This is a genomic window from Alphaproteobacteria bacterium (genome assembly GCA_040905865.1).
Classification (GTDB): domain Bacteria; phylum Pseudomonadota; class Alphaproteobacteria; order UBA8366.
The window spans coordinates 41,106-62,972 of sequence record JBBDQU010000073.1 but is presented as its reverse complement, the minus strand read 5'-3'; the positions used below and the strand labels follow the sequence as shown (position 1 = coordinate 62,972).

Annotated in this window: 24 protein-coding genes and 1 tRNA gene; 19 read left to right on the top strand and 6 right to left on the bottom strand. The window is 61.6% G+C overall.

What is annotated here, in order from left to right; genetic code table 11:
- The first annotated feature begins 24 nt into the window (after nucleotides 1-24).
- From cysE to mnmA, 13 genes are all read left to right on the top strand, one after another.
- Nucleotides 25-774, top strand: coding sequence for a serine O-acetyltransferase (cysE, locus tag WD767_16545; GenBank protein MEX2617700.1), 750 nt, complete (start codon nucleotides 25-27; stop codon nucleotides 772-774).
- A 98-nt stretch (nucleotides 775-872) separates the two neighbouring features.
- Nucleotides 873-1,988 (top strand): cysteine desulfurase family protein, encoded by a 1,116-nt coding sequence (locus tag WD767_16540; GenBank protein ID MEX2617699.1) that lies wholly within the window; start codon nucleotides 873-875, stop codon nucleotides 1,986-1,988.
- Between the two features lie 3 nt (nucleotides 1,989-1,991).
- Nucleotides 1,992-2,324, top strand: coding sequence for a ferredoxin family 2Fe-2S iron-sulfur cluster binding protein (locus tag WD767_16535; GenBank protein MEX2617698.1), 333 nt, complete (start codon nucleotides 1,992-1,994; stop codon nucleotides 2,322-2,324).
- A 2-nt stretch (nucleotides 2,325-2,326) separates the two neighbouring features.
- The gene (gene tenA / locus WD767_16530) at nucleotides 2,327-3,001 is read left to right on the top strand and encodes a thiaminase II (protein MEX2617697.1); all 675 of its coding nucleotides are present in this window, start codon (nucleotides 2,327-2,329) and stop codon (nucleotides 2,999-3,001) included.
- A 255-nt stretch (nucleotides 3,002-3,256) separates the two neighbouring features.
- Entirely contained in the window at nucleotides 3,257-3,718 is a 462-nt protein-coding gene (locus WD767_16525; protein ID MEX2617696.1) for an SUF system Fe-S cluster assembly regulator, read from the top strand.
- Nucleotides 3,719-3,720: 2 nt separating this feature from the next.
- Complete coding sequence (gene sufB / locus WD767_16520) at nucleotides 3,721-5,178, top strand: Fe-S cluster assembly protein SufB (protein MEX2617695.1); 1,458 nt, start codon at nucleotides 3,721-3,723, stop codon at nucleotides 5,176-5,178.
- Between the two features lie 17 nt (nucleotides 5,179-5,195).
- Nucleotides 5,196-5,954, top strand: a complete 759-nt coding sequence (gene sufC, locus WD767_16515) for a Fe-S cluster assembly ATPase SufC (protein MEX2617694.1) — start codon at nucleotides 5,196-5,198, stop codon at nucleotides 5,952-5,954.
- 2 nt (nucleotides 5,955-5,956) lie between these two features.
- Nucleotides 5,957-7,249: a Fe-S cluster assembly protein SufD gene (sufD, locus tag WD767_16510; protein ID MEX2617693.1), complete on the top strand. Its 1,293-nt coding sequence runs from the start codon at nucleotides 5,957-5,959 to the stop codon at nucleotides 7,247-7,249.
- Nucleotides 7,250-7,252: 3 nt separating this feature from the next.
- The gene (locus WD767_16505; protein ID MEX2617692.1) at nucleotides 7,253-8,515 is read left to right on the top strand and encodes a cysteine desulfurase; all 1,263 of its coding nucleotides are present in this window, start codon (nucleotides 7,253-7,255) and stop codon (nucleotides 8,513-8,515) included.
- Entirely contained in the window at nucleotides 8,512-8,979 is a 468-nt protein-coding gene (locus WD767_16500; GenBank protein ID MEX2617691.1) for an SUF system NifU family Fe-S cluster assembly protein, read from the top strand. The genes WD767_16505 and WD767_16500 overlap by 4 nt, the downstream gene beginning before the upstream one ends.
- A gap of 20 nt (nucleotides 8,980-8,999) precedes the next feature.
- On the top strand, nucleotides 9,000-9,404 hold the full coding sequence (locus tag WD767_16495; protein MEX2617690.1) for an iron-sulfur cluster assembly protein: 405 nt from the start codon (nucleotides 9,000-9,002) through the stop codon (nucleotides 9,402-9,404).
- A 28-nt stretch (nucleotides 9,405-9,432) separates the two neighbouring features.
- Nucleotides 9,433-9,771 carry an iron-sulfur cluster assembly accessory protein gene (locus WD767_16490; protein MEX2617689.1) on the top strand — a complete coding sequence of 113 codons (339 nt, stop codon included), beginning with the start codon at nucleotides 9,433-9,435 and terminating at the stop codon, nucleotides 9,769-9,771.
- 33 nt (nucleotides 9,772-9,804) lie between these two features.
- A complete protein-coding gene (mnmA, locus tag WD767_16485) occupies nucleotides 9,805-10,938 on the top strand; it encodes a tRNA 2-thiouridine(34) synthase MnmA (GenBank protein ID MEX2617688.1) in 1,134 nt (377 codons plus the stop codon).
- On the opposite strand, the gene WD767_16480 is transcribed toward mnmA, so the two are convergent.
- Together WD767_16480 and WD767_16475 are read right to left on the bottom strand one after the other, a co-directional pair.
- Nucleotides 10,935-12,290, bottom strand: a complete 1,356-nt coding sequence (locus WD767_16480; GenBank protein ID MEX2617687.1) for a VWA domain-containing protein — start codon at nucleotides 12,288-12,290, stop codon at nucleotides 10,935-10,937. The two genes, mnmA and WD767_16480, sit on opposite strands and share 4 nt — an antisense overlap.
- 14 nt (nucleotides 12,291-12,304) lie before the next feature.
- On the bottom strand, nucleotides 12,305-13,255 hold the full coding sequence (locus WD767_16475) for a MoxR family ATPase (GenBank protein MEX2617686.1): 951 nt from the start codon (nucleotides 13,253-13,255) through the stop codon (nucleotides 12,305-12,307).
- A 356-nt stretch (nucleotides 13,256-13,611) separates the two neighbouring features.
- On the opposite strand from WD767_16475, the gene WD767_16470 reads away from it, so the two are divergent.
- Together WD767_16470 and WD767_16465 are read left to right on the top strand one after the other, a co-directional pair.
- Nucleotides 13,612-13,688, top strand: a tRNA-Met gene (locus WD767_16470).
- A 155-nt stretch (nucleotides 13,689-13,843) separates the two neighbouring features.
- Nucleotides 13,844-14,050, top strand: a complete 207-nt coding sequence (locus WD767_16465; protein MEX2617685.1) for a cold-shock protein — start codon at nucleotides 13,844-13,846, stop codon at nucleotides 14,048-14,050.
- A 193-nt stretch (nucleotides 14,051-14,243) separates the two neighbouring features.
- Here WD767_16465 and WD767_16460 read toward each other — a convergent pair whose 3' ends face one another.
- From WD767_16460 to WD767_16450, 3 genes are all read right to left on the bottom strand, one after another.
- A complete protein-coding gene (locus WD767_16460) occupies nucleotides 14,244-15,152 on the bottom strand; it encodes a phytanoyl-CoA dioxygenase family protein (GenBank protein MEX2617684.1) in 909 nt (302 codons plus the stop codon).
- Nucleotides 15,153-15,169: 17 nt separating this feature from the next.
- Nucleotides 15,170-15,934, bottom strand: a complete 765-nt coding sequence (locus WD767_16455; GenBank protein ID MEX2617683.1) for a glucose 1-dehydrogenase — start codon at nucleotides 15,932-15,934, stop codon at nucleotides 15,170-15,172.
- An 80-nt stretch (nucleotides 15,935-16,014) separates the two neighbouring features.
- Complete coding sequence (locus tag WD767_16450) at nucleotides 16,015-16,863, bottom strand: TauD/TfdA family dioxygenase (protein ID MEX2617682.1); 849 nt, start codon at nucleotides 16,861-16,863, stop codon at nucleotides 16,015-16,017.
- 350 nt (nucleotides 16,864-17,213) lie between these two features.
- Here WD767_16450 and WD767_16445 point away from each other — a divergent pair, with 350 nt between their 5' ends.
- The 3 genes from WD767_16445 to WD767_16435 all read left to right on the top strand — a co-directional run bounded on the left by WD767_16445 (nucleotide 17,214) and on the right by WD767_16435 (nucleotide 19,133).
- Complete coding sequence (locus tag WD767_16445) at nucleotides 17,214-18,449, top strand: DEAD/DEAH box helicase (protein MEX2617681.1); 1,236 nt, start codon at nucleotides 17,214-17,216, stop codon at nucleotides 18,447-18,449.
- Nucleotides 18,450-18,557: 108 nt separating this feature from the next.
- A complete protein-coding gene (locus tag WD767_16440) occupies nucleotides 18,558-18,767 on the top strand; it encodes a cold-shock protein (protein ID MEX2617680.1) in 210 nt (69 codons plus the stop codon).
- Nucleotides 18,768-18,959: 192 nt separating this feature from the next.
- The gene (locus WD767_16435) at nucleotides 18,960-19,133 is read left to right on the top strand and encodes a hypothetical protein (GenBank protein MEX2617679.1); all 174 of its coding nucleotides are present in this window, start codon (nucleotides 18,960-18,962) and stop codon (nucleotides 19,131-19,133) included.
- A gap of 12 nt (nucleotides 19,134-19,145) precedes the next feature.
- On the opposite strand, the gene egtB is transcribed toward WD767_16435, so the two are convergent.
- Nucleotides 19,146-20,387, bottom strand: coding sequence for an ergothioneine biosynthesis protein EgtB (egtB, locus tag WD767_16430; protein MEX2617678.1), 1,242 nt, complete (start codon nucleotides 20,385-20,387; stop codon nucleotides 19,146-19,148).
- A gap of 167 nt (nucleotides 20,388-20,554) precedes the next feature.
- Here egtB and hisD point away from each other — a divergent pair, with 167 nt between their 5' ends.
- Nucleotides 20,555-21,862, top strand: coding sequence for a histidinol dehydrogenase (hisD, locus tag WD767_16425; protein ID MEX2617677.1), 1,308 nt, complete (start codon nucleotides 20,555-20,557; stop codon nucleotides 21,860-21,862).
- The last annotated feature ends 5 nt before the right edge of the window (nucleotides 21,863-21,867 follow it).

Sequence of the window (21,867 nt, the reverse complement as noted above, 5' to 3'; positions counted from 1 at the left end):
TTAATAGCATAAGCATGGAAGCCGATGTTCAAAACGATTCGCGAGGAAATCCGCGGGATCATGGCCCGCGACCCGGCCGCCCGATCGGCGCTGGAGGTCGTGACCTGCTATCCGGGTTTCCATGCCGTTATGCTGCATCGTCTGTCCAGCCGGTTGTGGCGGCGCGAATGGCGCATTCTGGCGCGGATGGTGTCCCATATCGGCCGGTTCCTGACCGGTATTGAAATCCATCCGGGCGCCCGCATCGGCCAACGGCTTTTCATCGATCACGGGATGGGTGTCGTTATCGGCGAAACCGCCGAAATCGGCAACGACGTGACGCTGTATCATGACGTGACGCTTGGGGGCGTCGCGCCGTCGGTGGATTCCGACAGCCAGCGCAACCTGAAACGGCATCCGACCCTTGAGGACTGCGTCATCGTCGGCTCCGGTGCGAATGTCCTGGGACCGATCAAAGTGGGAAAAGGCGCCAGAATTGGCGCGAACGCCGTTGTCACGAAAAACGTGCCGGCCGGCGCAACGGTCGTCGGCATACCGGGGCGCGCCCTGGCGCGTCCGGCGGCGACGGAGCAGGATGCCTTTGCGCCATATGGCACGCCCCTGGGTGACGTGCCGGATCCGATAATCCGTGCGATGGACGGGCTGATGGATCAGGTAACAACGCTGAAGGTCCGGATCGACGAGCTTGAAAGGCAATTGGGTTCGGTGCAGGGGACCGGGACGCTGGACTACGAATCCCGCGAAGATCGCGCAACGCCAATGGCCGACAAATAGCTGTCGCCGCGCGCCCGCTGCTGCCGATTTGCCTTCAACTGAAAACATGGGTCGCATGGTGCGGCTAAACACGAAAGGCGCCGGGCATCCGGCTATGCATGAATAACGAAATCTACCTTGACCATAACGCCACAGCGCCGGTCCGGGAAGCCGTGGCGGATGCCATGATGGCGGCGCTGCGCCAGACCGGCAACGCGTCTTCCGTGCACCGTTTCGGCCGCCGCCAGCGGCAGCTGGTGGAGACGGCGCGGGCGGAGGTCGCGGCGTTGCTGGGCGCGCCCCCGCAGAATGTCGTGTTCACGGGGGGGGGAACGGAGGCGAACAATCTTGCCCTTCGCGGCGCCGGCCGCAAGCGCATCATTGTCTCCGCGATTGAGCATTTGTCCGTGCTGCAGGCGGCGGACGGCGCCGAAATCGCGCCGGTGACGGCGGCGGGCATTGTCGATATCGACCGGCTGGCCGGGATGATGGCGGCGGATGGGGAACCGGCGCTGGTCTCCGTCATGCTGGCGAATAACGAAACCGGTGCTGTCCAGCCGCTGGACGACATTGCCGGGATCGTCGAACAGGCCGGCGGCATTCTGCACAGCGACATGGTGCAGGCGGCGGGGCGGCTGCCGCTGGACCGCTACCCGATGGCAATGGCGACCGTGTCGGCGCACAAGATCGGCGGACCGCAGGGTATCGGCGCGCTGGTGCTGGGCCGGGACGTGCCGCTAAGCCCCGTGATCCGGGGCGGCGGCCAGGAGCGGGGCCGGCGCGCGGGAACGGAGAACATGGCCGGAATCGTCGGGTTCGGGGTCGCCGCCAGGCTGGCGCGCGAACAGGCCGACGGGAATGCCGCGATGGCGAAAATGCGCGACCGCATGGAAGCCCGGCTGCTCCGGGCGTTTCCCGATGCGGTCGTGTTCGGCGCCGGCGCGCCGCGGCTGGACAATACCAGTTGCGTCGCCATCCCCGGGATGCGGGCGGAAACCCAGATCATGGCGCTGGATCTCGCCGGGATTGCGGTGAGCGCGGGATCGGCCTGCTCGTCCGGCAAGGTCACCACAAGCCATGTGCTGCAGGCGATGGGCGTGGCGGCGGATATGGCGCAATGCGCGATCCGCATCAGCTTCGGCCCGGGCAACAGCGATGCGGACAGCGACAGGCTGATCGATATCCTGCGTTCCCTGCGCGGCCGTACGGCCCGCCAAGACCCGGAGGCGGCGTAACGCATGCCGAAAATGACATTCATCGATCCCAAGGGCGTTGCCCGGGAAGTCAACGCGCCGGTGGGCAAGTCCATACTGGATATCGCGCACGCCAATAATGTCGATATCGAAGGCGCCTGCGAAGGCGCAATGGCCTGTTCGACCTGCCACGTCATTGTCGATCCGGCCTGGTATGACCGCCTGCCGGAACCTGGCATCGACGAGGAAGACATGCTCGATCTGGCCTTCGGCCTGACCCGCACGTCGCGGCTCGGTTGCCAGGTGACGATCACAGAGGATCTGGACGGTCTTGTCGTCCGCCTGCCGTCGGCCACCCGAAACGTCCTGCTGGCATAACCATGGCAAACCACGAACTGTTCGACCGCCTGAAGGCATCCTGCCGCCCGCAATGGGAGGCGTATATCCAGCATGCGTTCGTGCGCGGGCTGGGCGCGGGCGACCTGCCGCAACCGGCCTTCCGGTATTACCTGCAGCAGGATTATCTGTTCCTGATCCATTTTTCCCGGGCCTACGGGCTGGCGGCCTTCAAGGCTGACAATCTGACCGATCTGCGCCGGGCGGCGGGGGCGCTGCACCACATATCGGTCAACGAAATGGCGCTGCATGTGGGTTACTGCGCGGGCTGGGGCGTCGATGAAGCGACGATGGCCGCTATGCCGGAAGACCCGGCGAACATGGCCTATACCCGTTATGTGCTGGAGCGGGGCCTGGCGGGCGACGCGCTCGACCTCGCGGTGGCGCTGGCGCCCTGCATCGTCGGCTATGCGGAAGTGGGCGCGTGGCTGAAAAGCGGCGGCGGTCCCGCCTCTTCGGGAAATCCCTATCAGGAATGGATCGATACCTATGCCGCCGCGGATTATCAGGAAGTCGCCTGGGCGCATGCGGCGCATCTCGACGATCTGATGGTACGCCGCGGCGGGCCCGGCCGGTTCGACCGCCTGGCGCAGACCTTCGAGGAAGCGACGCGCCTGGAGATCGGATTTTGGCAGATGGGGCTGAATGCGGCGGCCTGACACCGCTGAAACGGGAATTTTCCCGGATGCTCCAATTAGATCGGATCATGGTTGGCTGGAATCGCCATTGGCGATCCAACAACCATGTGAATTTGATTTATCTTATTGAAAAGATAGCACTTTAACAGGTTTAAAGGGAACCTGTTGCGGTTTCCATTAAACCTGATGTGCTATTATATCCAGTTTACACTTGAAATAACGGGTCGAATGAAACACTTTCTAATCCGCACCATTTGAGTACGGATTGGAACTGACGTGCTGAAACTCAGCCGAATGATCGACTATGGAGTCGTCATATTGTCCCAGATGGCCCACCATCGGGACGAACTGGTGACTGCGCCCGGACTGGCGGAGGCCACGGGCCTGCCCGCGCCCACCGTATCCAAGATACTGAAGTCGCTGGCGCATAGCGACCTTGTGACATCGCATCGCGGCGTGCATGGCGGTTACACGCTGTCGCGGCAGCCCGAAGCGATTTCGGTTGCCGTCATTCTGGAGGCGCTGGAAGGGCCGGTCGCGTTGACCGCCTGCGTCGAAGGCTCGGATGAACAGTGCAATGTCGCCAGCCTCTGCCCCATTCGCGGCGGCTGGGAAAAAGTCAACGGCGCGATCCGCCATGCGCTTGAAGCCGTATCGCTATCCGATCTCGTTCATGGCGGTTACAATTTCGTCGAATCGCCGGCGGAAACGCGCATTCAGGCACCGGAGCAGGTTTAAATATGGTTGCGAATACCGATACACTGGAACAGGTCCGCGCCGTATCCGATGACGGGTACAAGCACGGCTTCGTCACCGATATCGAGATGGAGCGCGCCCCCAAGGGGTTGAGCGAGGATACGGTCCGGTACATTTCAGCGCAGAAGAATGAGCCGGAATGGCTGCTGGAATGGCGGCTCAAGGCCTATCGCCACTGGCTGACGATGCCGGAGCCGAAATGGGCCAAGGTGTCCTTTCCGCCGATCGATTATCAGGAGTCCTATTACTACTCCGCGCCGAAATCGGACAAGGACAGGCCCAAGAGCCTGGACGAGGTCGATCCCAAGCTGCTGGAAACTTATGAAAAGCTGGGTATTCCCCTGCGCGAACAGGAAATGCTGGCCGGTGTCGCGGTGGACGCGGTGTTCGACAGCGTCTCCGTGGCGACGACCTACAAGAAGAAACTGGAGGAAATCGGCGTCATCTTCGGATCCTTCTCCGAAGCGGTGCAGAAATATCCGGAACTGGTTCGGAAATATCTCGGTTCCGTTGTCCCCTATGCCGATAACAAGCATGCGACGCTGAACAGCGCCGTCTTCACCGATGGCTCCTTCGTCTATATCCCGAAGGGCGTACGCTGCCCGATGGAGCTGTCGACGTATTTCCGGATCAACGCGGAAAATACGGGGCAGTTCGAACGCACGCTGATCATTGCGGATGAAGGTTCCTATGTCAGCTATCTGGAAGGCTGCACCGCGCCGCAACGCGACGAGAACCAGTTGCATGCGGCGGTGGTCGAACTGGTCGCGCTGGACGATGCCGAAATCAAGTATTCGACGGTGCAGAACTGGTACCCGGGCGACGAGGAAGGCCGCGGCGGCATCTACAATTTCGTCACCAAGCGCGGCGCCTGCCGCGGGCGGAATTCGAAGATCGCCTGGACGCAGGTTGAAACCGGCTCCGCCATCACCTGGAAATACCCGAGTTGCCTGCTGATTGGCGACAACTCCGTCGGTGAGTTCTATTCGGTGGCGATCACGGCGAATCGCCAGCAGGCCGATACCGGCACCAAGATGATCCATATCGGCAAGAACACCAGTTCGACCATCATTTCCAAGGGGATCGCGGCGGGCCGCGCGGACCAGAGCTATCGCGGGCTGGTCAAGATCATGGCTGGCGCGGATGGCGCGCGCAATTACACCCAGTGCGACAGCCTGCTGATCGGCGACCAGTGCGGCGCGCATACGGTGCCCTATATCGAAACGGGCAATCCGACAGCCCATGTGGAACATGAGGCGACGACGGCGAAAATCAGCGAGGACCAGTTGTTCTATTGCCTTCAGCGCGGCCTGACGACGGAAGAAGCGGTATCGCTGATCGTCAACGGGTTCTGCAAGGAAGTCATGCGGACGCTGCCGATGGAATTCGCGGTCGAAGCGCAGAAGCTGATCGGAATCAGCCTGGAAGGAAGCGTCGGTTAGGCGCGAAGGAGAAACTAATGCCATTGCTCGAAATCCGCGACCTGCATGCCACGGTCGGCGACCAGCCGATCCTGAAGGGGCTCAGCCTGACGGTCGAACCGGGAACGGTGCATGCGATCATGGGGCCTAACGGTTCCGGGAAAAGCACGCTTTCCTATGTGCTGTCTGGCCGCGCCGGATATGAGGTCACCTCGGGCGAGGTCATTTATGACGGGGCCGACCTGCTGGCGATGGAAGCGGATGAACGGGCCCGCGCCGGCCTGTTTCTGGCCTTCCAGTATCCGGTTGAAATTCCCGGCGTCGCAGGCACAACCTTTCTGCGTGCGGCGCTGAACGCGGTGCGGTCGCATCGCGGCGAATCCCCGCTGGATGCCATGCAGTTTCTGAAATATGTGCGGGAAAAGGCGGGGGCCCTGAAAATCGGCGACGACATGCTGCGCCGTGCGTTGAATGTCGGCTTTTCCGGCGGCGAGAAAAAGCGTAATGAAGTGCTGCAGATGGCGGTGCTGGAACCGAAACTGGCGGTCCTGGACGAAACCGATTCCGGGCTGGATATCGACGCGCTGAAGCTGGTCGCCGAAGGGGTGAATTCGCTGCGCGCGCCGGATCGCGGCATGATGGTGATCACCCATTACCAGCGCCTGCTGGACTATATCGTCCCCGACCAGGTGCATATCCTGTCCGATGGCAGGATCATCCTGTCCGGCGACAAGTCGCTGGCGCTGGAACTGGAAGAAAAGGGCTATGCGTCCTTCGTCGATGAAAAGGCGGCGTGACCATGGCGCGGATCGAGACACCCTTTGCCGATCATTTCGATACGGCGCTGCTGTCCGGCGCGCCGTGGATAGAGGCGCTGCGTCGTGGCGGCTTTGACCGCTACAGGGCGCTTGGCCTGCCGACGCCGCGCAGCGAACAGTGGAAATACACCAATCTCCGCGCGCTGGCCCGCATTCCGTTCGCACCGGCTGCGCCGGGCTCAACGGTAACCGCGATCCCCGCCGGCATTGCGCCGCTGGAAGACGCCTATCTGGCGGTCATCGTCAACGGGCGGTTCGATGCGTCCCTGTCGGCGCTCGACGGATTGCCAAAGGGCGTTGAGTCCGGCAGCCTCGCGGCGAAGGCGGCGCAGGATCCGGCGGCGCTTGAAGCGTCGCTTGGCAGGCTTGCCGATATCGAATCCCGACCGCTGGCGGCGCTGAACACGGCTTCCATGGCGGACGGGCTGTATTTACGTCTGGCCGATGGCGCGGCGCTGGACAAGCCGCTGCATCTGGTCTGTATCGGCGACGCGGGCGATGACCCGGTCGGGATTTCCCCCCGCCATCTGATCGATATGGGCGCCGGCAGTATCGCAACGCTCGTCGAAAGCCATGTCGGCGCCGGCAGCTATTTCGCCAATACGGTGTCGGAAATTTCGGTCGGCGCCGGGGCGGTGCTGAATCATTACAAGCTGCAGAACGAAGGCCCGGAAGCTTTTCACGTTGCCTATACCCATGTGCGGCTGGAAGACCGTTCGACGTATGACGGATTTGTCCTGCAGGTCGGTGGAAAACTTGCACGCAACGAGATCCGCACGCACCTGGGCGAGCATGTGGAATGCCGGCTGAACGGTGCCTATCTGGGGCGCGGCGAGCAGCATATCGACAACACGACCTTCATCGATCATGCTTCCCCGAACAGCACATCGCATGAGGTTTACAAGGGCGTGCTGGATGGACGGTCGCGCGGCGTGTTCCAGGGCAAGATCCTGGTGCGCAAGGACGCGCAGAAGACCGATGGCCGGCAGGTCAACAAGACGCTGCTGCTGTCGCCGGGCACGGAAATCGATACCAAGCCGGAACTTGAAATCTACGCCGACGATGTCAAATGCAGCCACGGGGCAACGACCGGCGATCTGGCGGAAGAGGCGCTGTTTTACCTGATGGCGCGCGGTATCGACCGGAAAAAGGCAAAGGCGATGCTGGTGGTGGCCTTCGTCGGCGAAGCGGTGGCGGAAATTCAGTCACCCGGGCCGCGCGCGGCGTTTCAGAAAACCGTCGATGCCTGGCTTGGCGAAGAGGATGAGAAGTAGATCATGAGCAATACCGCACAGGCGGCGGCTGTGGACAGCGCCGTACCCTATGATGTCGAAGCCTATCGCCGGGATTTTCCGATCCTGTCGGAAACGGTGCACGGGCAGCCGTTTGTCTATCTGGACAACGGCGCCTCGGCGCAGAAACCGCGCCAGGTGATCGACGCCGTGCGTCATGTGTATGAGCACGAATACGCCAATGTGCATCGCGGCGTGCATTACATGTCCGAGCGCGCGACCGACGCCTATGAAGGCGCGCGCATCAAGGTGCAGAAATTCCTGAACGCGAAGCATGACCACGAGATCATCTTCACGCGCAACGCGACCGAGGCGGTGAACATGGTTGTCCGGACACATGGGCAGCGCTTCCTGCAACCCGGCGATGAAATCCTGATTTCGATCATGGAGCATCATGCGAACATCGTTCCCTGGCAGATGCTGGCGGCGGAAAAAGGGTTGAAGCTGAAAGCCGTACCGATCACCGATGACGGTGAACTGAAAATGGACGAATTCCGGAAGATGCTGACTCCGGAAACGAAGATGGTTGCAATCACGCATGTGTCCAACGCGCTCGGTACGATCAACGACGTGACGGAAATTACCCGTCTGGCGCATGATGCCGGCGCCACGGTGTTGATCGACGGATCGCAAGGGGCGGTCCATATGCCGGTCGATGTGCAGGCCATCGATTGCGATTTCTATGTCTTTACCGGCCACAAGCTGTACGGGCCGTCCGGCGTCGGCGTGCTGTATGGCAAGGAAGAGCGGCTGAACGCGATGCCGCCATTCCTTGGCGGCGGTGAAATGATTGAGCATGTCACGATTGCGAGCAGCACCTGGGCGGCACTGCCGAACAAGTTCGAGGCCGGTACGCCGATGATCGCACAGGCCATTGGGCTTGGCGCGGCAGTCGATTATGTTACCGCCATCGGCATGGACAGGATCTCCGCCCATGAAGAGGATTTGCGGCGCTACGCGACGCAGCGCCTTTCCTCGATCCCGGGACTGAAAATATATGGTACCGCACCACGCAAGGCGGCGATCATTTCGTTTACCGTGGAGGGTATCCATTCGCACGATATCGCCACGATTATCGACCGGGCCGGGGTGGCCTGCCGCGCCGGGCATCACTGCGCCCAACCGCTGATGGATTTGCTGGGCGTTCCGGCGACGACGCGCGCATCCTTCGGTCTGTACAACACGCATGCCGACGCCGACGCGCTGGTCGCGGCGCTGGAATCGGCCCGGGAGTTTTTTGGCGCATGATGGACGAACTTCGGGAACTCTATCAGGAAGTGATCCTGGACCACGGCAAGAGTCCGCGGAACTTTCGCGATATCGAGGGGGCGACCGGCCATGCCCATGGCAAGAACCCGCTCTGCGGCGACCAGCTTGTCGTCTATCTGAAATTGGGCGACGGGGACGTCATCGAAGACGTGTCCTTCGTTGGCAATGGCTGTGCGATATCGGTTGCATCGGCATCGATGATGACCGAACTGGTCAGGGGAAAATCTGTCAAACAGGCGCATATCCTGTTCGACCGGTTCCACGATATGTGCACGGGCGATGACGCGGCGCCGGCGGACGCGTCGCTCGACCCGGAGGATCTGGAAAAGCTGACCGTGCTGTCGGGCGTGCGCGCCTTTCCGGTACGGGTCAAATGCGCGACGCTTGCCTGGCATACGCTGAATGCCGCGATCGAGGGCAAGGAGGTAACGAGCAGTGAGTAGGGTAATAAGTGGGGCATGACATGAATATGGAATATTCGCCGTTCAGCCAGTTCGCCACGACGGCGCCCTTGCCGGATGACGGCATTGCGCGCGCCGGCGAACCGCTGAAACCGGGCGAGGACAAGGCCGATGAGGCGGCGATTGTCGCGGCCATGAAGACCGTGCATGACCCGGAAATTCCGGTTGATATTTACGAACTGGGGCTCATCTATAAGTGCGACCAGGCGGATGACGGCTCGGTCGCCATCGAAATGACGCTGACCGCGCCGGCCTGTCCCGTTGCCGGCATTCTGCCGGTACAGGTCGCGGAAGCCGTTGCCGCCGTCGAAGGCGTTGGCGAGGTGACCGTCGAGATTGTCTGGGAGCCGCCGTGGAATCCGTCGCTGATGTCGGAAGCGGCGAAAGTCGAACTGGATATGTTTTAAGGGTGGGACAGGCAAGTGGAGCAAGGCAATGAATAGACCACAGGCGATGACACTCACCGATGCCGCGGTGGCGCGGGTAAAGGTACTGCTGTCGAAGGCGGACAAGCCGGTTGTCGGGTTGCGCGTCGGCGTCAAGGCGCAGGGCTGTTCCGGCATGAGCTACTTCGTCGAATACGCGGACAAGGAACTGCCGTTCGAGGAAGTCGTCGAGGAGCAGGGCGTGAAGGTCCTGATCGACCCGGCGGCGACAATGTTCCTCATCGGCTCGAAAATGGATTACCGCGAGGACAAGTTGCAGTCAGGCTTCGTTTTCGAGAACCCGAATGCCAAGGGCCATTGCGGCTGCGGCGAATCCTTCCACGTTTGAGTACCGCGGCGCGGATGCGCGGACATTGAAGCCATGAATGCACTGGGTATCGACAAGCCGGTTTCGCAGACCCGCGTCGTTGTCGCGATGTCCGGCGGCGTCGATTCGTCGGTCGCCGCGGCGCTGATGGCGGAGGCCGGGTACGAGGTAATCGGCGTCACCCTGCAGCTCTATGACCATGGGGCCGCCGTTGCCCGGAAGGGCGCGTGCTGCGCCGGGCAGGATATCCACGACGCCCGCAATGTCGCGGACCGGATCGGCATTCCCCATTACGTGCTGGATTACGAAAGCCGCTTCCGCGAAGCGGTGATCGACGAATTCGCCGATTCCTATCTGCGCGGCGAAACGCCGATCCCCTGCGTGCGCTGCAACCAGACGGTCAAGTTCCAGGACCTGCTGGCCACGGCGCGGGACCTTGGCGCGGATGCGCTGGCGACCGGTCATTACGTGCGCCGCGCGGCGGGGCCGGGCGGCCCCGCGCTGCTGCGCGCCGTTGATGCCGACCGGGACCAGAGCTATTTCCTGTTTGCGACGACGCGGGGGCAGCTCGATTACCTGCGCTTCCCGCTGGGCGCGATGGAAAAGCCGGAAACCCGCGTTCATGCGGAACGCTTCGGCCTGCCGGTCGCGGACAAGCCGGACAGCCAGGACATCTGCTTCGTGCCCGAAGGCAATTACGCCCGCATTGTCGAACGGCTGCGGCCCGAAGCCCATGCGCCGGGTGAAATCGTCGACCGGGCCGGCAATGTGCTGGGTCGGCATGAAGGCATCATCAATTTCACGATCGGACAGCGCCGGGGCCTCGGGCTCGGCGGCCGGCTGGAAGGCGAGGATCTGTTGTATGTCGTGCGGCTGGATCCGGAACGCCGCCGCGTAATCGTCGGCCCCCGCACGGCGCTGGGCGTCGACCGGCTGTTGCTGGGGACGGTCAACTGGATCGGCGACGGCGCGCAGCCGCCGGATGACATGGCGTGTTCGGTCAAGCTGCGCTCCACCATGGCGCCAGTAGCGGCCCGTCTGCAAACGGGTGCGGACGGCAATACGGTCGTGCGGCTCGACGAACCGCAATTCGGTATTTCGCCGGGGCAGGCCTGCGTCTTCTATGACGGCGACCGGGTGCTCGGCGGCGGCTGGATATTGCGGCAAGCCGGCGAGATCGCGGCTTAAGTCCGGAAATACGTCTTCAATACATCGTCGATGATGCGTTCCAGGTCCTGCACGGTGCTGCAGGTCGTGGCGACATGGCAGAAGGTGCGGTAGCGCGGCATTTCGCTGTCGCCCGTACCCCAGAAGGTTTCCGGTTCCGGGTTCAGCCAGATCACCGATTTGGCGCGGTCATGCAGTTTCCGCATCAGGTCGATGCGCGGATCGGTATCGTTGGTGCGGCCGTCGCCGAGGATCATGACCGTGGTGCTGCGGTCCACCGAATCCATGTAGCCTTCGTCGAAATCGGCCAGGGCCCTGCCGTAATCGGTCGGGCGGAAACCGATTTTCTCCAGGATTTCGGGAATCGCGGCCTCGACGGATTTGTCTTCCAGGATGTCGCTGATTTCGATCAGATTGCCGGAAAACGCGAAGGCGCGCAGCGACGAGATGACCTCGTTCAGCGAATACAGGAACAACAGCAGGAAGCGCGCGGCCGCGGCGACGGATTGCGACACGTCACAGATCACGACAATCTTCGGCTTCTCGATCCTGGTCTGTTTCCAGACGGTCTCGAAGGGGATGCCGTCATAGGCCATGTTGCGGCGCAGGGTCCGGCGAACGTCCAGGACGCCGCGTCTCGTGTGCTTGCGGCGGCGATTGTAGCGGGTTGCCAGCTTGCGGGCCATGCGGCGCACGATACGGTGCATGCGCTGGAAATCGCGCAATTCCACCGCGGACAGGTTTGTCTTGACCAGGAATTCGGCGCGCAGCTGTTCGCCGGCAAAACGGGCATAAAGCTGGAACTGGCGCGCGGTGTATTGCTGCGCCTGTTCGAAAAGATATTGCCGCGCCGCTTCCAGCCGTTGCGCCGCCGCCGTACCGGCCGCGGTTTCCGAGCGGTTCAACGCCGCGATCATCCGCTCCATCTGGCGCAGCCCCATCTGGTCCAGCATGCGGCGGTTGAACAGGTTGCGCTGTGTGGCGTAGCGGATATTGGCGACGCCGGTGGCGGCGGCCGCGCGCTCCAGGGCCTGGGCCAGGTCGCTCTCGCTGCCCTCCAGCAGCAGTTGCGCCAGCGGGCTTTCGGCGATCAGGGCCGGGTCGGTTTCGGATTTGCCCGGTGCGGTATCCGCATCGGCCTCGCGGCGGTCGCGGAATTCCTCGCGGGTGAAAAACATGTCGAAGCATTCGTCGAATTTTTCGACCTCTTCTTCCGATTTCGCGAGCGTGACGCAGAGCGAATCCCGCAGCAGCGACCGGTCGGCGAAGCCGACGGCGTCGACGGTCCGGTGCGCGTCGATGGTCTCCAGTGGCGAGACGGGAATTTCCATCGCCCGCAGCGCGCGCAGGAAATTTGTCAGCGTCTGCTGCACGTTAATGCTCCATACTAATACCGTTTCGCCTTGTTGGTCAGTTCCGGGATGCTCTTGTCGACGGCGGTGAAGTCCTGTTCGTGTTTCAGCAGCACGTTCAGCGTGTTGCGGACCAGTTCGGTGTCCAGCGCCTCCGCGTTCATCAGCACCAGCACCCTGGCCCAGTCGATGGTTTCCGAAATCGACGGCAGTTTCTTCAGGTCCTGTTCGCGCAGCATATGCACGAAGGCGACGAGTTGCCGGGTCAGCCGGTCCGCGATACCGGGGACGCGGGCCGCGACAATGCGGCGTTCCAGTTTTTCCTCCGGCAGCGGGATGAAAAGATGCAGGCAGCGCCGTTTCAGCGCATCGCCCATTTCCCGCATATTGTTGGAGGTCAGGAAGACCAGCGGCGGCACTGTCGCCGTGATGGTGCCGATTTCCGGGATCGAAACCTGGTAGGCGGACAGGATTTCCAGCAGGAAGGCCTCGAATTCCTCGTCCGATTTGTCGATTTCATCGATCAGCAGCACCGCGCCGTGCTTCTGGCGCAGGGCCTTCAGCAGCGGGCGGGGTTCGAGGAACTGTTCGGAAAAGAACAGGTCGCTGAACCCGTGCAGCTTGTCCATCGCCTCGTCCAGCCCCGATGCGCCGGTCAGGACGTCGCCCATCTTGTCCTTGAGGATCTGCGTGTAGAGAAGCTGCTTGCCGTATTTCCATTCATACAGCGCCTTGGATTCGTCGAGCCCCTCGTAACATTGCATGCGGATCAGCGGCAGGCCGAGCCAGTTTGCCGTGGACAGCGCCAGTTCGGTCTTGCCGACGCCGGCGGAGCCCTCGACGAGAATCGGCTTGGTTAGGTTCTGGGCGACGAAAATGGATGTGGCGATCCGGTGCGAGGCGATATAGCCGACACCGTCCAGCCCCTCGACGATTGCATCGACGGAGGTGATCTTCTGCGCGGCCGTGTCGATAGGGGAAGTCATGCTGTGATTGTTTCCGTACTGTTGATCAGGAAGTCAAAGGGCGCGGCAGGGCGCGGGCGCGCCGTTGAGCCTGAATGATATGCGCGGCGCGTGCAATGCCAAGCGACTTTTCAATTTTGCGGCGGGCGAAGTCCGCGGTCGGGGCGGCGGACGGATCGGGAGTCGGTTCCGGCATGACGACCATCATAGTCCACCCGCGGCGCCGGTTCGAGGACCGGAAGCCGCAATCCTCGGGGGGCATGGGACCGGATGGTGTTTGCGCATGAAGTCAGCACGTTACGCGGTTTGTGTTTACCATGGATACTGTTGAGCGCAGTTGACACCAGTCTGCGGAATGCGTATTTGAACGCCCAGATGGCGGAGTAGCTCAGCTGGTTAGAGCATCGGAATCATAATCCGGGTGTCGGCGGTTCGAGTCCGCCCTCCGCTACCAACCGGTATGCTGCTGCCGGTAGACAGTAGCGAACTTGTCCAGTATGTGGCGGGCAGAGCCAGGTTGTCATCAAGTACGACCGTTCCCCCTGAATATTGGAGTAACCTACCCGGGCACGCGCCCGACGATTGAGAACTGTTGCGTGGAGGAACGTTATGCGAGGCACCGTTAAGTGGTTTAATCACCAGAAGGGCTATGGTTTTATCGCACCGGATGGCGGCGGTAATGACGCCTTTGTTCATATTTCGGCGGTGGAACGCGCCGGCCTTTCCAGCCTCGAAGAGGGTGCGAAGGTCGAGTACGAACTGACCGAAGGCCGCAATGGCAAGGTTGCGGCGGAGGATCTGCGTCTGCTCGACTGATTCCGGACGACGCGAACATATCCAGCCGGACCGGTTTGCGGTCCGGCTTTTTTTATCCGCGATTACATCTCGCGAGATCAGATCGTGGTTTGCTGGAGTCGCCTTTGGCGATCCAGCAATCACGTGAATCTGATCTACCTTATTGAAAACAGAGCACCTTCACAGGATTGAACAGAACCTGTTGTGGTTCTGTTCAATCCTGATGTGCTCCAGGAGCGTGTTCGCCTTTTTGCGCCGTGTAGATGGAGCCATAGCCGATCTTGTCCCAGTTCGGCGGCACCGGGCAGGGGCGCGGATCCATATGCGGGTAGTCGGCTGATTTGCCGCGGACGATTTCGCCGGTCTTGTTGGTCGGCGCCGGCGCCGGCATCCAGGGGAATGCATCCGCCGACGAATAAACATAGAGCAGCATGGGCCGCGGTTTCGCCGAGACGTTCTGATGCGAACCGTGAATGGTCCGGCAATTGATGGCGACGACGGTGCCGGCCGGACCGGCCGACGCAACGGCGCTGCCCGTATCGACCGTTTCCATATCCGCATCGGATACCGATCCGGTCCAGCTGCCGTCGGGCCGGGTATGCCGGAACAGGGGACCTTCGTGACTGCCGGGAATACAGGCCAGCGGTCCCATTTCCGGCGTCACATCGTCCAGGTACACGCCCAGGGTGACGGGGCTATAATTGGTGTGCGGCCAGGCCTGGATGTCCTGGTGCCATTTCACGACCTCGTCCCTGCCGGGCCATTTGTAATTCAGCTTGGCGCTGTGGAATTTCACATCCGGTCCACACAGGTCGGCGGCGATATCCGTGAACACGGATTCGCAGGCAAAGCGCCAGAAATCCGGATGCCGGTCGATCGTGGCCCTGAGCCGCCGCATTTGCGGGTGTTCGGCCGTGTGGTTGGGGCCGAGGTCGAACGCCTCGTTCGATTTCGCGACGGACCGGCTCTGGTCCAGGAAATCGCCGGCGAGTTCCTGCAGGCGCGCCAGCCAGGGATCGCCGACGATGCTGTCGATGCTGACGAAGCCGTTGGCGAAATAATAGTTCCGCTGGGCGCCGGTCAGGGCGCACAGGTCGTGTTTGCAGATGTCTTCGGGCGTCATGGCGGTACTCCGTAAAATCAGGCTTTGATCGAATAGCCACCGTCGATGGGAATGGCCGTGCCGGTCACGAAATCCGAGGCATGGCTGCTCAGGAAGACCGCGATACCCGCAAAATCGTCGACATGGCCCCAGGTTCCGGCCGGAGTCCGGGCCAGAACGCTTTCATGCAGCCCCTTGACGACCTGGCGCGCGGTCCTGGTCATATCGGTGTCGATCCAGCCGGGCAGGATGGAGTTTGCCTGGATATTGTCCTTCGCCCAGGCGCAGGCCAGCGCCCGGGTCATCTGCACGATACCGCCCTTGCTGGAGGCATAGGGGGCGGCGAATTCGGCGCCGAAGATCGACATCATCGAGCCGATATTGATGATCTTGCCGCCGCCGGCCTTCTTCATTTCCGGATAGGCTGCCTGGCAGCAGGCGAAGGCGCTGTTCAGGTTGGTGTCGATGACCTTCTTGAATTCCGCCAGGTCATAGTCTTCGGGCTGCTTGCGGATGCTGATGCCGGCATTGTTGACCAGTATATCCAGCCGGCCGAATTTTTCGACCGCCGAGGCGACCATGGCGTGGCAGGATTCCTCGCTTTCCACATCGACCGCGACGAATTCCGCCGTGCCGCCGCGTTCCCGCAGTTCCGCGACTGCGGCCGCGCCTTTTTCCGCATTGCGGGCCGCAACGACGACCGACGCGCCGGCATCGGCCAGTCCCCGGCACATGCCAAGGCCGATGCCGCCATTGCCGCCCGTGACGATGGCGACACGTCCGTCAAGATCGAAGAGTTTCATGGTTCTTCCCTCTGGGTATTAAACCTGCCTGTGCGGTTATACATGGATTCCCGCTGCAATTCGTTCCCGCCGCATCGGGATCAGGCGGGGCGGTCGCCCTTCAGCATCACCCGCTGATGAATCCGCTTCTGCCCCACGGGGAAATCCATATTGACCGAATGAATGACGCCGCGATTGTCCCAGAACAGGATGTCGCCGACGCGCCAGTCATGTTCATAGCGGTATTTCGGCTGGGTGATCGTATCGTTGATCCAATCCAGCAGCGCATCGCTTTCCGCCCGGTCCATATCGACGATCCGGTCTGTCCGGTTGAAATTGTAATAAATCGCCTTTTTTCCGGTTTCCTTGTGGTTGATGACCAGCGGGTGGATGACCTCGCGGGTTTCCGACTTTTCCGACTGGGTCAGGGCCGTGGGCCGGGCCGGGGCGCGCCTGGTGTCGTAATCATGAACCGCCTTGAGGCCCTCGAGCCGCTGCTTTTCCGCTTCCGTCAGGTCGGCATAGGCTTTAGTCATATTGCAGAACCGCGTCTGACCGCCCGAATCCGGAATTTTGACCGACTGAAGCAGGGTATACCGGCAGGGTTCCTCCATGAAGGAATCATCCGTATGCCAGCCGCTCAGGCGGATCATGTGCATATCGTCGGGCTTGTCTTCCGGCTTTTCATAGGTGGTCTCGTGAATCGCCACTTCCGGGGCCAGTTCGTCGCGCCGGCGGCGCACAAGCTGCAATTGCGGTTCGCCGAACTGTCTGGAAAAGGCGGCAAATTGCGGCGGCGTCAGCGGTGCGCTGCGCAGGCACAACAGGTGGTGGTTCATACTGGCTTCTCTTACTGCGGCGAGGTCTTCGCTGCTCAACGGCCGGGTAAGGTCCAACCCGGTTACCTCTGCGCCCAGGGCGTCACTCAGGGGTCTGATTTCCAGTGTCATGGCGGCTTCCTCGTCTGTACCGGACGGATATTTGAAAAGGCCGCAAAGCATCGCACGCGAAATTCAGCATCGTCAAATCGCCCGTTTGCCGCTGTCGATGGCATGGGACGCAGGGTCTTGCGGGAAATTAGCCTTGACACTCCGGGGCGAATGGCCCATTTCCTTCGGCAACGGACCTCGCACTAGCGCAACGCGCGCCTGATTTCATCGGTAGCGCCTTTTTTGCGGATCAATGTGTCCGAACAGTTTCTGTTTCCATTTGCGCATGGGACCAGGGCTAAAAAAGCCCTCGGGTGACGGGATTGCATCGGCAATGCCCGCCTGAAGGCGCAATAAGGAACTTCAATAAATTGACATCTTCCAGTTTTGCGGCGCTCGGCCTTGCCGAGCCTCTTCTTCGTGCGCTTGTGCGCGAAAACTACACGATGCCCACGCCGATTCAGGAACAGGCGATCCCCAAGTTGCTCGAAGGCGGCGATATCCTCGGCATCGCCCAGACCGGCACCGGGAAAACGGCGGCCTTCGCATTGCCGATCCTGCAGCTTCTTGACGCGGCCGGAGCCAGGCCGCGGCCCCGCAAGCCCAGCGTCCTGGTCATGGCGCCGACGCGCGAACTGGCGATCCAGATCGGTGAAGGGTTCAAGACCTACGGGCAGTTCCTGAATTTGCGGCATGCCGTGATTTTCGGCGGCGTCGGGCAGAACCCGCAGGTTACCGCGCTTTCCCGGGGGCTGGATGTTCTGATCGCCACACCGGGTCGTCTGCTCGACCTGATGGGGCAGGGGCATGTAAAACTTGACGAGACTCATATCCTGGTCCTCGACGAAGCCGACCGGATGCTCGACATGGGTTTCGTGCGCGATGTAAGAAAGATCATCGCGACCATGCCGAAGAAACGCCAGTCGCTGCTGTTCTCGGCCACCATGCCGAACGACGTGGCGAAGCTGTCGCAGGAAATCCTGATCAAACCGACCCGGATCGAAGTGACTCCCGCGGCGACGACAGTTGAACTGATCACGCAGAGCGTTTTTCACGTTCCCGCGTCGCAAAAGCGGGCGTTGCTGGAGGACCTTCTGGAAGATCCGGCGCTGGCGCGGGTCATCGTGTTCACCCGGACCAAGCATCGCGCCAACCGCGTCGCCGAACATATCGGCAAGGCGGGTTACACGGCCGAAGCCATCCATGGCAACAAGTCGCAGAATGCGCGGCAGCGGGCCCTGGCGGCGTTTCGCGACGGCAAGGTGCGGGTTCTGGTCGCCACGGATATCGCCGCGCGCGGTATCGACATCGATGACGTGACCCATGTCGTCAATTTCGAACTGCCGAACGAACCTGAAAGCTACGTTCATCGGATCGGGCGTACCGCACGCGCGGGCGCAAGTGGCATTGCGGTATCGTTTTGCGACCAGGAGGAGCGGCCCTATCTGCGCGCGATAGAACAGTTGACAGGAGGCCGCCTTACGGTTGTGAATGGTCACGCCTATGGCGCGGAAAATACGGCGGAAGTGGAAACGTCGAAACCGAAAGCCGCCCCGCAACGCAGGCGCCGTCGCCCGAGTCGCGGAAATACCAAACAGGCCGCGTGACGCGGGACAATTTTCGCGATAGATTAACCTTCCACCGAATTCGAACGACCCACAGCCGCCCGAGTTCCGAACATAGCAACCACGGTTAAGTACCAAGGAGAATTGAATATGCCAGCAGGCACAGTGAAATGGTTCAATCCCCAGAAGGGGTTTGGCTTCATCCAGCCGAATGACGGCGGGAACGATGCATTCGTCCACATTTCGGCCGTTGAACAGGCAGGAATGTCGACACTGCGAGAGGGCCAGAAGGTCGAGTATGAACTCGTACCGGGCCGGAACGGCAAGTCTTCTGCCGAAAACCTTGTCGCGCTTGACTGATACTGAAGGCATGCGGCGGTAACGCCGCGAATACCTTCGTGTGAACGAACCTCGGGCGAAAACCTCGCCTGAGGTTTTTGTTTTTGTTTTTGACCGGACCGGAATTGATGAAAGAAACTGCTTCTGTTTACCGGCCCGTTGAATAGCAAGAAGTGCAATACAGTTCGGTGCGCCGAACGAACGAAAGGACAATTGATGCCGCGCAAACCAAACTACAAATTTGAACGCATGGAACGTGAACGCGGAAAGGCCGCGAAAAAAGCCGCTCGGGACGAAGCCAAGCGGGAAAAAGCCGATGCCAGGAAGGCCGAAGGCACTCCCGCGGATAATGACACGGCGTCGGCGGAAGCCGTTACCGATTGCTGATCCTTTGCCGGGTCAACCGTAATCGGCGAGACGGATCCCGCTGAAGGCCCATCGCTGGTGCGGGTAGAAGAAATTGCGATAGGTGTGCCGTATATGGCCGGGCGGTGACGCAAAGCTGCCGCCGCGCAACACCGTCTGGCTGACCATGAATTTCCCGTTATATTCGCCAATCGCCCCCGGCGGCGTTTCGAACCTGGGATACGCGGTGTAGGGGCTGGCCGTCCATTCCCAGACGCCGCCGGCCGCACCGATGACCGGGGCGCCGTTTTCGTCGCCGGTCGCCTGTTCCCTTATGGCGGCGGCCGCTTCCCACTCGGTTTCCAGGGGCAGGCGTTTCCCCGCCCAGGCCGCATAGGCCGAAGCCTCGTAAAAGCTGACATGGCAGACGGGTTCATTCGGGTCGATGGCGTGCTCGCCGGACAGGGTGAAGACCCGCCATTCCGTGTCGCGGCGCGACCAGTACAGCGGCGCCTGCCAGCCTTCGCGGTTCACTGTGCCCCAGCCATCCATGTGCCAGAATTCCGAACGCCGGTATCCGCCGTCGTCGATAAATTCCATGTATTCGCGATTGGTAACGCGCCAGGATGCGATGCGGAACGGCTGTAGCAGGACATCATGGCGCGGCCCTTCATTGTCGAACGCGAAGCCGTCCCCATCATGGCCGATACCGTAGATTCCGCCAGGAACATCGGTCCAGTCCGGCGATGCCGCCCGCGCCGCTGTTTCCTGCCGTGCGTCGCAATAGGCGGGACGCAGTGGATTGCACGAAAACATGTGCTTGATATCCATCAGCATCAGTTCCTGATGCTGCTGTTCGTGGTTCAGGCCCAGTTCCATGCGCGCAAGGGCCTCGGTCAGTTTCCCGTCGGGGGCGGATTGGATGAATTCCGCCATGCCCCGGTCGACATGGGCCCGGTATTCCATCACCCGGGACAGGGCGGGCCGGGTCAGCATGCCCCGGTGCGGCCGCGCGTGCCGGGGGCCGACGGCCTCGTAATACGAGTTGAACAGGTAACCGAATGCCGGGTCAAACAGAGCGTAGCCTTCAGCAAACGGGTCCAGAATGAAGGTTTCGAAAAACCAGCTGACATGCGCCAGGTGCCACTTGGTCGGACTGGCGTCCTCCATGGACTGGACCTGCTGGTCTTCGGCGGAGAGCGGCGCAGCGAGGTCGTTGCTGGCCTTTCTGACCATCTCGTATCGTTCCAGAAACGCCGCGCGGAAGTTTTCCGACCGCTGTCCTGTGCCATGCATATGCGAGATCCGGTAGCGAAGGAAAGTGATGTTCGAATCGTTCTAATTCACGTTATCCAATAACCCCGACAGGTACAACTTGGTTCCCGGAATTTATGCCGGAAATGCGCTCACACAGGCCCGGCAGACATGGTATGTCCTGAACAGCATTTGCACAGGAGGCGAAAATGGCGAGGTATCTGAAAACAGGCCGGGCGGCAGAGGATGTGGCGGACGACGATGCAAAGGTCAGGCTGACCGTCGAAAACATTCTGGCCGATGTCGCGGCGAATGGCGACGCGGCGGTTCGGGAACTGTCGCAGCGCTTCGACAACTGGTCGCCTGAAACCTTCCGCCTGTCAGAGCAGGATATCGAGACGGCTATGGGCAAGGTCGCCAAACGGGATATCGAGGACATCACCTTCGCGCAGGCGCAGGTCCGCAATTTTGCGCAGCACCAGCGCGACAGCATGCGCGATCTCGAAGTGGAGACGCTGCCGGGTATTGTCCTCGGCCACAGGCATATTCCGGTCAACAGTGTCGGCTGCTATGTGCCCGGCGGCAAATACCCGATGGTCGCCTCCGCGCATATGAGCGTGGTGACCGCGAAGGTTGCGGGAGTGAAGCGTATCATCGCCACCGCGCCGCCGCACCAGGGCGGCCCGCACCCGGCCATCGTCGCGGCGATGCATCTGGGCGGCGCCGACGAGATCCTCGTGCTGGGCGGTATCCAGGCGGTGGCGGCGATGGCGCTGGGAACGCAGACAATCGAACCGGTGGATATGCTGGTCGGGCCGGGCAACATGTTCGTCGCCGAGGCCAAGCGGCAACTCTACGGCCGGGTCGGGATCGACCTGTTCGCCGGACCGACGGAAACCCTGATCGTCGCCGATGACAGCGTGGACGGGGAACTGTGCGCGACCGACCTGCTGGGACAGGCGGAGCATGGCCCCACGTCGCCGGCGGTGCTGCTGACCAATTCGGAAGCCCTGGCGAAGGACACGCTGGCCGAGGTAGAGCGGTTACTGGAGATACTGCCGACCGCTGAAATCGCCCGCGCTTCCTGGGACGCCTATGGCGCGGTCATCGTCTGCGATTCGTACGAGGAAATGGTGCGGGAGGCCGACCGGCTGGCCTACGAACATGTCCAGGTCATGACCCGCGACCCCGATTATTTCCTCAACAACATGACCAACTTCGGGGCGCTGTTCCTGGGGCCGCGCACGAACGTGTCCTATGGCGACAAGGTGATCGGCACCAACCATACCCTGCCGACCAAACGGGCCGCGCGCTATACCGGCGGGCTGTGGGTCGGCAAGTTCCTGAAGACCTGCACCTACCAGAGGGTCCTGACCGATGCGGCAAGCGCCGATATCGGCGCCTATTGTTCGCGGCTGTGCATGCTGGAAGGATTTACCGGTCATGCGGAACAGGCCAATATCCGCGTGCGGCGCTATGGCGGCCGCAATGTCGAATACGCAACGGCGGTGGAGTAGCCGCG

Coding starts and splice junctions, on each gene's coding strand:
- cysE (MEX2617700.1), top strand. CDS start 25: ATGTTCAAAACGATTCGCGAGGAAATCCGCGGGATCATGGCCCGCGAC.
- WD767_16540 (MEX2617699.1), top strand. CDS start 873: ATGAATAACGAAATCTACCTTGACCATAACGCCACAGCGCCGGTCCGG.
- WD767_16535 (MEX2617698.1), top strand. CDS start 1,992: ATGCCGAAAATGACATTCATCGATCCCAAGGGCGTTGCCCGGGAAGTC.
- tenA (MEX2617697.1), top strand. CDS start 2,327: ATGGCAAACCACGAACTGTTCGACCGCCTGAAGGCATCCTGCCGCCCG.
- sufB (MEX2617695.1), top strand. CDS start 3,721: ATGGTTGCGAATACCGATACACTGGAACAGGTCCGCGCCGTATCCGAT.
- sufC (MEX2617694.1), top strand. CDS start 5,196: ATGCCATTGCTCGAAATCCGCGACCTGCATGCCACGGTCGGCGACCAG.
- sufD (MEX2617693.1), top strand. CDS start 5,957: ATGGCGCGGATCGAGACACCCTTTGCCGATCATTTCGATACGGCGCTG.
- WD767_16505 (MEX2617692.1), top strand. CDS start 7,253: ATGAGCAATACCGCACAGGCGGCGGCTGTGGACAGCGCCGTACCCTAT.
- WD767_16500 (MEX2617691.1), top strand. CDS start 8,512: ATGATGGACGAACTTCGGGAACTCTATCAGGAAGTGATCCTGGACCAC.
- WD767_16495 (MEX2617690.1), top strand. CDS start 9,000: ATGAATATGGAATATTCGCCGTTCAGCCAGTTCGCCACGACGGCGCCC.
- WD767_16490 (MEX2617689.1), top strand. CDS start 9,433: ATGAATAGACCACAGGCGATGACACTCACCGATGCCGCGGTGGCGCGG.
- mnmA (MEX2617688.1), top strand. CDS start 9,805: ATGAATGCACTGGGTATCGACAAGCCGGTTTCGCAGACCCGCGTCGTT.
- WD767_16475 (MEX2617686.1), bottom strand. CDS start 13,255: ATGACTTCCCCTATCGACACGGCCGCGCAGAAGATCACCTCCGTCGAT.
- WD767_16465 (MEX2617685.1), top strand. CDS start 13,844: ATGCGAGGCACCGTTAAGTGGTTTAATCACCAGAAGGGCTATGGTTTT.
- WD767_16460 (MEX2617684.1), bottom strand. CDS start 15,152: ATGACGCCCGAAGACATCTGCAAACACGACCTGTGCGCCCTGACCGGC.
- WD767_16455 (MEX2617683.1), bottom strand. CDS start 15,934: ATGAAACTCTTCGATCTTGACGGACGTGTCGCCATCGTCACGGGCGGC.
- WD767_16450 (MEX2617682.1), bottom strand. CDS start 16,863: ATGACACTGGAAATCAGACCCCTGAGTGACGCCCTGGGCGCAGAGGTA.
- WD767_16440 (MEX2617680.1), top strand. CDS start 18,558: ATGCCAGCAGGCACAGTGAAATGGTTCAATCCCCAGAAGGGGTTTGGC.
- egtB (MEX2617678.1), bottom strand. CDS start 20,387: ATGCATGGCACAGGACAGCGGTCGGAAAACTTCCGCGCGGCGTTTCTG.
- hisD (MEX2617677.1), top strand. CDS start 20,555: ATGGCGAGGTATCTGAAAACAGGCCGGGCGGCAGAGGATGTGGCGGAC.